This window comes from Stenotrophomonas sp. P5_A8 (genome assembly GCF_056400545.1).
Genome location: NZ_JBFULB010000130.1, coordinates 1 through 10,511, shown reverse-complemented (window position 1 = coordinate 10,511; position 10,511 = coordinate 1). Strand labels below are relative to the sequence as shown.

Below are 10,511 nucleotides of genomic sequence, written 5' to 3'. Positions count from 1 at the left end.
CCACAGACTCCTCACTCCCCTTGGCGTCCTTCTCGCCATTCTTCACCGATACGTACAGCACGTTGTTCTTGGCATCCAACGCCAGGCTGTTCGGGTGGGTCGGCACGGCGTAGGTCGCCACCGGCTTGTACGTATCGCTGTTGTAGGCGGTGACGGTGCCGCCGTCGCGGTTGGTCACGTACAGGCGCTTGCGCGGTGCATCCAGCAGGATGCCCAGCGGACCGGCGTCGGTGGCGATGCTGGCCAGTTCCTTGCCGGTGCCGCGGTCGATCACCAGCACGCGCTGGCCCGGGTGCGACGAGGTGAAGCCGGAGCTGCTGGCCTGGTACTTGCGGATCATCTCCGAGCCCTGGTCGGTGACGAACAGGCGCTTGCCGGCCGGGTCGAGCGCGATGTTCATCGGCTGCTCGGCGCCTACCTTGAAGCGCTGCTCCACCTTGCCGCTGTCGGTGCCGACAGTGACCACTTCGGCCAGCAGGTTGGAGGTGTACACGCGCTTGCCCTTGGCATCGAGCGCCAGGCCCGGCGCCTTGGCGTTGCCCAGGCCGGGGATGGTGTTGATCACCTTCAGCGTCTGCGTGTCGACCACGAACAGCACGCTGCCGTCGCCGGAGTGACCGGTGACGTACAGGCGGTGGTTGGGCGCATCGACCACCAGCTCACGCAGGTCGTGGGTATAGGAGGCCTTGCCATCCTTGCCCACCACCTTCTCCATCAGCTGCACGGTGCCAATGGCCTTGTTCGCGGCGGTGTCGACCACGGTGACCGAGGTGTCCACGGTGTTGCCGACATACAGGCGGTCGCCGGCGTCATCGAGCACCACGCCAAAGCCCTTGCGCTCCAGCGGAATGCGGGCTTCAACGGCGAGGGTTTCCGGGTTCAGGCGCAGCACCTGCGCCGGGCCGGCGGCATCGCCGAAGCCGCCCGAGGAGGCGACGAACACGGCGTTCTGTTTCGGGCTGAAGGCCAGCTCGTACAGGCCCTGGGCGATCGGCTTGCGCTGGACGGCGGCGGCAGTAGCGGCCGAGGTGGGCGCGGCGGTGTCAGCGGCGAACGCGGACGGCGCGCCGAGGGTCAGGCTGACGGCGAGGGCCAGGGCGGCCGAACGGAAAACGGAACGAGGGTGCATGCGAGCTTCCTTGGATGGGCACGGGGGGTGTCCTGGCTCGCGGGGCCGTTGTACAACGGCCGGCCCGTGCAGCGGTTCGTGCAGGGCAGGCTGGCTATGGCTCGGGCATGGTAGCAGGCTGAAGACGTCACGTCCGGCAGGGCCGCGTCATGGCGGCAACTGCAGCGCGCGCCGTTATGTCACTTCGCCCGTTTCAACGACTCATCCACTGCCGTCTTGGCCGCTACCTCGGTCGGCATGCTCGCCCGCAGGTGCGCGGGGTCATCACGGTCGCCCTGCACGATGAAGATGTTCTCGGCCGCTGCGTTGTCCTCGGTGCGCCTGCTCAGCAGCACGTGGTCCACGCGGGAGAGGTTGTTCTGCTTGGCCAGGGCCAGCAGGCTGGCGCTGATGCGCTCACTGGTGGCGTCGAAGGTACGGCCGTTGGCGGCGTCCAGCTCGGCCACCTTGCTGTTGAGCTGGGTCAGCAGGCGGTGGTCCGGGTGGGCGGGATCGGCCGGTGTCGCCGGCGGTGGCGCAGGACGGCGCGCGGCCTTCTGCCGTTCCATTTCGGCCAGGCGACGCTGCCACACATCGCGCTCGGGCAGCGGGTTGTGGTGCTCGGTGTTCAGTGCGCTGCCCGGGACCGGTGCTGCAATGCACTGCACTTCCGGCTGGTTGAACAGCACCGCGAACTCGCTGTCGTGGTCGGTATCGGCACCGGTCTGCCGGTGGATGCCGGCGTGGCCGAGTGCGGCCCAAGCAAAATCCACGCAGCTGCTGGTGAACACCGGCCCGTTGATGTTGAAACCGTGCGCGGCCGGATGCGCGCCGAACGCGCGGATCCTGTCGAACTGTTCCCGGGTGATCTCCAGGGTGCGGGCGTAGTAGGGATCCTTGTAGGTATCCGCATCGGTGTAGGACACCACGCCCGAGGCCGCATCCGGGGCCGGGCCGAAGCCGTAGCTGTCCCGCTGCGCGCCGTGCGCGGTCTGCAGGTACATGTGCCCCATGAGCGCGGTGCCGCCGCCCTCGAGCGGTGTGCCCGGCGCGGCCAGGTAAATGGTCACCGTGTAGTGTTCGTTGTGCTCCATGCTCACTCAGCCCTGTCTGAAACCGACCCTTGCCCCGCGCCGTTCGATTGTCGAATGGCGGTCCTTGGCGGGGATGATCGCATAGGCGGGTGAAGGGGCAGCAAGTCTGCGTTCTGCCTCGAAGGCTGGGCCGAAGGACTCAATGCACCTCGCTGTCTCCTTGACGCGCTCGCCGGACCTGGCGCTCCCATTCCCGCGCGGGGTTCAGGCCCAGCGCCATGCAGCAGATTTCAAAGGAGGCGCGCCAGATGGGGCGACACAGCTCGGAGGAGCGGTGGAAGGCGTCGAAGATCTCGGCGAGGGTGAAGTGGGCGTTCTCCATGGTCATGGCGTGCACCGCGCATGCAGCGGGACGGAGGACTGCGCTACGGCCATACCGACTGTTGGGGTAGCCGGATTCAGAGGTTCGTGCATGTTGGCCACTCCTGACGGGAGGTGCTTTCGCCCGCGGGGGCGAAAGGGTGTCGGGAGGTTCGAAACCGCATATGATCGGCGGGCTTATTCCCCCCTTCCGGGGGTGTTTTATTAGCCGCCCTCYCGACGTATTGCACGTCGTTCTCGTCATATGTCGTGGAGTTTCGAAGCTCCACCTCCACCATGAATCGAGTAGGCAGGCCGAGTGAAGTGGAACTTATCTTTCACAGGGCCAGTTGCCAAAGACAACAGCTATCAGGCTACTCCGGCGTGCGGCCATTCCACAGTTCTTGCGTGAACGACCCTGCGGTTTTACGAGGCGGGTTGCCTCCCTGCCCCGCCCGCCATGATCGCTGCATCCCGGTTGGTGTGAAATGAACCTCCCGGTGAGGTGACGCAATCAGCGCCTGGAGCGCAACCTGGGTCCGAGCGAGTTCGCTCACACACGCGCTAACGAGCACGCCATGGGTCTCGCACACCCATGAACGCTGTAGTGGCCGCACCTAGCCACCCATGCTTGCAGCCGTCAGCTGCATTTCGTGCTGCACGCGTTGGTCTTCGTCCTGCTGCTGCAGCGCCTGCTGTTGCGCACGCGCTTGGCGTTCCTCTGCCACCGCATCGAATTGCTGCATGGAATCGTCCCACGGCGTCGACACGGCCTGCTGGGTCGACATCCCTGCACGCAACTGCGCGGGATCGCCCATCTCGCCCTGGACGACGAACACGTTCTGCCCGGACCGGGCATCGGCCGTCGCTTGGCTCAACACCACGTGGTCGACGCGGTCCAGCCCGTTGTCCTTCGCCAGTACGAGCAGGCTGCCGGTCAGGCGCTCGCTCATCGCATCGGGTGTGCGGCCATGCTGGGCGTCCAACTCGGCTACTCCCTCGCGGATCTGCTCGTAGAGTCGGTTGTCCGGGTGGTCCGGGTGCGCGGGTGACAGCTTCGCTGGCGCGGCGTGCTGTTGCTCAGGTAGGCGCGCAACGTCGAGTGGCTCGGCCGGGGGAATATCTGCAAGTTCCTCGCGCTCTGCTTCGCTGGAGATCGACTGCTCTGCCTGCTCTGCCTGCCGCAGCAGGGCGTCTTGGGCGTAGGTCTCTTCGCGATTGTATACAGGCGGCTGTGCGGTCTGCTCCAGCTCGGCGTCAGTCGATGGCTGGGTGAAGTGGTGTGGTGGGATCGCTTCTTCTGCGAGCGACTGCATCTGCTCGCGGGAATCCTCGTTTGCCGGCTGCCAGTCACTCGCAAGCTGGTCAGCGATGGGCTGCGGCTCAGTGATCTGAGGTGGGAGCTGATGGGTGTTGGCAATGGTGACCGCCTCCGGCTCAGATCCGCGCTGCGGCTCGTGCGCAGCTGGCACCGCAGCGCCTGGCTCCACATGGGCGGGCTGGAGGTTCATTGCGTCGGGAGCACTGGAGCCAGCAGGAGACATGGGCGGCGCTTCAGCTGTCTCCGGATGATTGGTCTGCGCCTGCGGCACTTGTCTGACCACCTCGTCTGCCGTGTCGACGGCGTGGCGCCGATCGGCTTCCTCGGTTTCTCTCGACGCCTGCGCCCGCTCCGCCTCGGTGCGGYGTGCTTCGTCGTGGCGATCCATCTCAGAAGACTGCGCACGATCAGCCTCCGTGGGGAGCGGTGCACTGATGGGCGGTATCGAGGCGGCGGCCATTGCCGGAGCAACGGTGGCCTCTACAGGTCCCGACTCCCGCTGCTGCACCTCCGGCGCCAACGCCTCTTCAATGCGCTGATCAGCTACGCCCAGCGCAGCAGCGGCAGCGACCTGCTGCGCCTCGCCGATGGAGAGTCCCTCACGGTTCGCCTCGCGCAGCGCCTGTTCGTGGGCATCGCGTTCCTGGGCCGATAGTGCGGTGATGCGTAGCTCTGGGGAGTCAGGGATCGGCGCGTCTTCCTGTTGCTGTGCCCGGACCTCCGTCCACGCCCGTCGCAGCTCAGCAACGTCGGTAACGGCCACCAGATGCGCCACGCCATCGGGCCCGGTCTGATAGTAATTGATGGGGCTGTCGTAGCCATACTGGCCCGTCTCATTGCGTTGAAGTTGCTGCATCGTCTGGCCGGTGACGCCATTGGCATCCAGCGTGCGCTGCACAGCCAGCGCGATGGCTTGCTGGGTTTCAGGATTTACGTTCAGGTCCACGCCAGCGCTTTGATAGCGGTGCAGCAGTTCGTTCTTCCCGGTCTGCTCCACCGACGGCGCCGGCAAAGCCTGGATGTCTGCCAGCTCCTGCTGGAAGCGCTCCAGCGACGGCTGGCGCATCTGGTTGGTCAGCTCAAGTTCCAGCGCCAGGTTACCTTCGGCCATCCGGCTCCCGCTCACCCACTGACCCACCGCACTGCGCAGATAACGCTCACTATCCGAACCGAGCACGGCGCCGGATTTGGCGCGCGCCGACTCGACTGCCTCCGGCACGCTCACCCCGTAGTCTTGCGCGCGTTGCGCAGCATACGCTTCCAGATACTGCGCTGCGATCGCCTCCGGCCCCGTAGCAATATTGCCCTCGATACGGTCCAATGCCTCTTGATTGAGTTGCTGGGCGCGCTCCGGCGTCGCAGTCTGGGTTTCGTAGCTTGCCCGATCATTTGCGCCGGACAAGCCGGTTTTGACCTGTCGCTCCCATGCCGAGGTATCGGGATTGCGGTACCAGTCCTGATTGTCCAAGCCGCGCTGCTCGCTTGCCTGGGCTGGAATCTTGAATGGATCCTGGGGCGGCGGTGCTTTGCCAAGCGCGAGTTCAACCGCCTTCGCGGTCGCCATCGCCCCCAGCTGCTGGGACTTTTCGTAACTGGCCGCAACACGCCCCTCGATCGGGTCGCTCGATCCGGCGCTTACTCGCTCGAAGTCTGCCTCCCGATACCATTGGGCTCCATCGAACGCCCACGACACACCAGAGGCGGTCTGATGGTAAATGGCACGGTTGTCCAGTAGGTCGGCCCCTTTTTCGAATGCCTTGGCCAGGAACAATGCATCCGCCGCGACTACAGCGGCCGGTACGTAGCCGCTTCCCCCCAATGCCATGGCCATGGAAGTGCCACCGGCCCAACCGCCAACATTTCGGGCGAGGGCGTGGTTGACCTCAGACTGTGCTGCGGTGGCATTGCCTTGTTCAAGCAGCTCGGCGGAGCGGCGGGCGGTCAGGATGGCGTCAGCGCCTGTGGTCAGCAGCCCGCCAGTGCGTACGAGCGTGCTGGTCGGGGTATCGCCAAGCAATAAGCCGATCGACGCAAAGCCTTGCTGTCCACGAGGCACGCGGAGTGAACTGGCTGCAGCCTGGCCCAGAGTGGCTTCAACTTTTTGTATACCCTTCTCGGACAAAGCTATTCGCCCATCCTGATGAGCATTGGCTATTGCCTGCGCCAACTGGTGCCGCTGCAGATCCAAGTCACCACCTTTCGTCAACCTGTTAGTCGATTGCTGAGAAAACTCAAGCACAGTGAGGATTCTTGCCTCGGATTGGGTAACCGAAAGGTACCCACGATCAACGGATGAAAGCCCATTGAGTGTGGCGAGCTGATGGGCGTTCGCGCGACCGTAATTATCGATACCATGGAGGAACATCTGCGTCCGAGGCCGGATGTCCTCCGCAGTCATGCCAAGTGGGGCATTGGTGTAAAGGTCACCGTTGACCAATCCGATGGTCATCGTGTCGCGCAGGCCATTCACCCGGCCCGCGATTCGCTGCATCGCTTCTACGTCGTTCTCGAGCGCAGCTTGGCCATCGACGGTTTGCGCCAGCTTCTCAAGTTGAAAACCGATGCCCTTTTGATACTCCCTGATTGGCCCACCGCTGTGGGGAGAAACTCCCAGCGCGTGGGCGAGCCGCGGATCCGCAGGCATACTGATCCGGTTCTCGAAGGCATCCTTTTCAACCAGGTTAGCCCTCTCGAGGACCTTTAGGAGCTGACTGTTTCGAAACGTCTGCTGCTCAATGACGTGATGGTCTTGAAAAATCGGTCCATTGCGAGGCATTTCGCCACCTCTTCCTTGATGTCACATTGCCGGTTCAGATGTCGGCGGCGTCCGTAAACCACAGGCCTCGCGATTCCCTCTGCCCGCCAATGCCTGCAGCCCAGACAGCGTCCCGGAGAATTCGATCACAGAAGGTCAAACCGCCAGAGTACGGGGTTCGGAAAATATGCGCTTGGCCAACAACGTCTTTGCGAAACGACAGACTTGTGCCGCCACTGAGGTCATAGAACTTTCCGCCAACAAAGTCGTCGCTGACATCGATGGTCAGCCTGGAGCTCTCTTCGTCAAGCGCGTCCAGCTCACGTGTTACCTCACACAGGTAGTAGCGCGGGCCCTCGGATCCGTCGGCTTGTCGATAGTCGCATTCCACGAAATCGAATCCAGCGGGATCGACCTTGGAAAAGACATCTTTGAGGCGCTCGGACACGAGCCAGTACCCGCTCAACCCTCCCTCCAGGTCTTCGGGCGGATCACCCGCTCCAGGATCGTGGAGCAGAACAGGCTTCTCTTTGAGCACTGGGAAGCCCCCCCCACGCGGCCGAATGATCAGCCTGGGAGGTGTCAGCAGAGCTTCCTCATTTTCGATCTCGACGCCGTGCCCTCGTCCACCACGGGCTGTGTCCGGCATCAGAAGAAAAAACTCGCCGCGCTTGGGTGCATTCTTGTTTGAGATTTCCATGCGTCGATCCTGTTCCATCCAGAGCCGCTATGAGGCTCAGTGAAGATTACCCCGGGGACGATGTAGCACACCAGCTTCTGATGTATCTGCGAAGCGCCAGCTCACTCTCGCTGATGAGGGATTGCCAAGTGATGGCGGCCGGCACCAAAGCCGCCGCAAGGCTGCGGATGAATTGGAAGTCGTCATCCGAGCTACCGAGCGTGCGCTTGAAGCGCAGCATGTCATCCACGACGTGACCAAAGGTCAGATCAAAGGTGTATATCCAGCTTGAGTGAGGATATCCAGCGAAGAACTCCTGAGGCCCAAAGAATCCCATGGCTCCAATGCGCTCACCGTCGCGGAGGAAGACGTACTGGTACCACGCCGTCCCGCCCGTCCGACAGCGTGTGGGGGAGCGCTCGAGAGAGCGATACATGGAAGTTCTCACTTTGTTCGAGATGCGAGCGCTTTCTCGGTGCATGGTCCGTGGTCATAAGCTCTCTTCCAAAGTGAGACACTGCGGCTAAGCGCGCTGCAGGATCAAGCTCATATTGTGATATCTGGTGACGTACGCGTCGCACTCTGCTTCCCCACATGGATCGCAGGTGGCTGCGCCCCAGCCGGACGCTATTTCATTCTTCACCATTTGGGTTTACGCATTGGAGTGCGCATAGCTTACGTGCGCGGCAGAATGCGACCGCTCGGCGGGGAGATGCAGCTCTACTCATCCACGCACTCGTCCCTCACCATGGCGAGCTGCGCGAGCTTGGTCACGCCGTCTTCGGGCGTGAGYACTTCGTCAAGCGCAATCAACTGGATATCCGCCACAACGAACACGAGGGCCGCTTTCGCATTACACCTGACCGCCCAAGGATGTTGAACTGCACAGATCATGGTAGGAAAAACCTGCAAAGCTCCAGCACACGACCTTGATCACTGACTTGACCGTAGCCAAGGATGACCCTTTGCCCTCCACATTTCGTGGGCAGGAGGTTCTAAGTGAGAATGAAGTCAATAGCAGTAGTCATCGGGATCCTGGCGTCCGCCCAGCTATGCGCGGAAGAACGGCCACTCAGCGTTGACCAGGTTGTGGCGGAGTCGGATGGAATTGGGCACATCATCAGAAGAACCGAATGGACCGACTTCAACGGCGGAATGGTGGAGGTGGATCAGCTGCTGAAGTCAGATGGCTTTGGACGTCACGTCTATCGTTACGATGAGCAGACCGAGGCCACCAAGCTGTACCACCAGGCGTTCTGCGACGCGATGGGCATGTCGCCATCCCCTGGCGAGGGCATCGTTGTCGGTTCTGCTGCGGGCTGGGCCTGCAGCAGCTCGGATGCGGATGCTTTGGATGAGGGTCAAAGTCAACCGAAGGCAGCTGACTGGGCGACCGCGATTGCTCCAAACGGCCGTGTCCCTGTCGGCGCCACCTTTACATCTAATGGCCAGATAAGAGTAGAGAGCTCGGTGGGGGGAGAACGGAGGGCGACAGTTGGCGTGGACAATGGGCGTTGCTCGTACGCATCCGTCACCCACTACGCCAACGCATTCAGGGAGAACACCGCGATTTCTGTGGCTTGTATTGTGCACGCCTCGCGCTTTGTGAACACGTCTATGGACGTGTGCATCCCGAGGGTGTGCGGATCGGACAGGGGTACTCACTTCGCACAGTAGGTCGGCAGGTATAGCTCTACCCAGCCCACCGCAGGGCGGCCCGCCTGTCTGGTGGGCCGCCCCGCAATTACCATCACCAGCATCCAGCCACGCCAGCGCGACCTGCGTACCTCACGCCACACCAAACGGACAGCACCCCCACCCCTGCTGCCGCCGTGCCATTTCCTCCAGATCCCGATCAATGCTCGAAAACCCCGGCGCCTCCTCCAACGGCCCCTCGCCCACCGCCGGCGCATCCAGCGCCACCGACGCCGCTGCGCGCCTCACCGCTTCAAGCCTTCGGCCCACAGCGACCGCCTCTGCATCGCACTGCGTGACCACGTACGCCCGCATCAACTGCCGCAGCACCTGTGCGGCGGGTCGGTGTTGGCGCTCGGCCGCTTCCTGGAAGCTGGCGCGCAAGCCGGCTTCCATCTGTAGCTGCATGAAGACACTCTTGCTCATGAGTTGCTCCCACTGCTGGGTAGTGAAACCGAATGCACAGCCACACCGCACCGGACGTGCAGCGATGTGCTGGCGTTTGCCTGTCATCGTGCGGTGCTGCCGAGCCCCGGCACGCACCGGCGTCATCTGGCCATGGGCCCTGCACGGGCTGGCGGGCCATGGCCGTGCAGCGGCCCACCGCACGACTGGGCGCTGCCGCTCAGCGGGCTTGCCGCTGCAACTTCCTGGGGATCTTTGGGGGCACCACCACCGGCCGCTCCACCACCGTAAGGGTGATGCTGCCGTGCGTGGCCTCAACCTTCAGGCGGGCGCCTACGTCGAAGCCGAGCTTGTCCAGCCAGCGGCCGCGCAGCTTGAGGTAGGGGACAATCTCGGTGGGACCGCGCTCTTCGCGGTCCGGGTACGTCAGCGCGCCTACGCGGTAGCTGCGTGCGGGGCGGGCGTAGGGTTTGCGCTTGGGGCGCGCGTCAACGGGTTCGTCTTCCCACGGCGTCAACATGTTGGACCTCCTGCAGGGCTTGCCCTTGCCGGGATGGCAAGGAAGGTGGGTGCCAGAGGAGTTTCTACGCTCGGTGAACATCATTCGGGATGGTGAAGAGCTTTGGAAATCGTTTGTTCCTCTTGAACGGCAAAGCTCCATCGACTGCACCAGTTGCGGTCGCAGTCTTTGAGACGGCCCAGTGTCAACGTCCCACACGGGCTTCCCTGACCCCTCAGCGCTGCCTCCAGCGATACCCCCTCTTCACCCACGGGACGAAATTGGACATACTGTCCGCTGAATTCCCGGAGCATCCATGAATACGTACGAGCTGATCGACCTTTCCCTCCAGCGCTTTTCAACGAAGGAGGTCGCCCAAGCCCTTGGAGTTGATCCGAAGACCGTCAAACGCTGGCAAGTTCGCGAGACCGAGCCCAAGCCCTACATTGCAGACGCGATCCGCCAGCGCCTGCTGCCCTTCGGCGAGCCGCCGACCGGCGAAGGAAAGTTCCGTTTCATCGACCTATTCGCGGGGATCGGTGGCATCCGCACGGCCTTTGAGAAGCAGGGTGGCCGCTGCGTGTTCACCAGCGAATGGGACCCCTATGCGGTAAAGACTTACAAGGCCAACTTCCATGATGGCCCCGGGCATATC

Annotated in this window: 9 protein-coding genes; 2 read left to right on the top strand and 7 right to left on the bottom strand. The window is 63.1% G+C overall.

Annotation, left to right across the window (positions count from 1 at the left end; translation table 11 throughout):
• From AC1DQP_RS11040 to AC1DQP_RS11020, 5 genes are all read right to left on the bottom strand, one after another.
• On the bottom strand, nt 1-1,129 hold a 1,129-nt coding region (locus AC1DQP_RS11040; RefSeq protein WP_478051594.1), incomplete at its 3' end, for a YncE family protein.
• Between the two features lie 179 nt (nt 1,130-1,308).
• Nucleotides 1,309-2,202 (bottom strand): XVIPCD domain-containing protein, encoded by an 894-nt coding sequence (locus tag AC1DQP_RS11035; RefSeq protein ID WP_256775097.1) that lies wholly within the window; start codon nt 2,200-2,202, stop codon nt 1,309-1,311.
• 139 nt (nt 2,203-2,341) lie between these two features.
• The gene (locus AC1DQP_RS11030) at nt 2,342-2,530 is read right to left on the bottom strand and encodes a hypothetical protein (RefSeq protein ID WP_256775096.1); all 189 of its coding nucleotides are present in this window, start codon (nt 2,528-2,530) and stop codon (nt 2,342-2,344) included.
• A gap of 589 nt (nt 2,531-3,119) precedes the next feature.
• Nucleotides 3,120-6,599, bottom strand: coding sequence for an XVIPCD domain-containing protein (locus AC1DQP_RS11025; protein ID WP_478051593.1), 3,480 nt, complete (start codon nt 6,597-6,599; stop codon nt 3,120-3,122).
• 34 nt (nt 6,600-6,633) lie between these two features.
• On the bottom strand, nt 6,634-7,278 hold the full coding sequence (locus AC1DQP_RS11020; RefSeq protein ID WP_457321899.1) for a DUF1629 domain-containing protein: 645 nt from the start codon (nt 7,276-7,278) through the stop codon (nt 6,634-6,636).
• Nucleotides 7,279-8,262: 984 nt separating this feature from the next.
• Between AC1DQP_RS11020 and AC1DQP_RS11015 the strand changes: the two genes are divergently transcribed.
• Nucleotides 8,263-8,934: a hypothetical protein gene (locus AC1DQP_RS11015; RefSeq protein WP_457321654.1), complete on the top strand. Its 672-nt coding sequence runs from the start codon at nt 8,263-8,265 to the stop codon at nt 8,932-8,934.
• A gap of 111 nt (nt 8,935-9,045) precedes the next feature.
• Here the strand turns inward: AC1DQP_RS11015 and AC1DQP_RS11010 are convergent, their stop codons facing one another.
• Both AC1DQP_RS11010 and AC1DQP_RS11005 read right to left on the bottom strand, forming a co-directional pair.
• Entirely contained in the window at nt 9,046-9,378 is a 333-nt protein-coding gene (locus AC1DQP_RS11010; RefSeq protein ID WP_478051592.1) for a hypothetical protein, read from the bottom strand.
• Between the two features lie 199 nt (nt 9,379-9,577).
• Nucleotides 9,578-9,877: a SymE family type I addiction module toxin gene (locus AC1DQP_RS11005; RefSeq protein ID WP_457321650.1), complete on the bottom strand. Its 300-nt coding sequence runs from the start codon at nt 9,875-9,877 to the stop codon at nt 9,578-9,580.
• Nucleotides 9,878-10,172: 295 nt separating this feature from the next.
• Between AC1DQP_RS11005 and AC1DQP_RS11000 the strand changes: the two genes are divergently transcribed.
• On the top strand, nt 10,173-10,511 hold a 339-nt coding region (locus tag AC1DQP_RS11000), incomplete at its 3' end, for a DNA cytosine methyltransferase (RefSeq protein ID WP_478051591.1).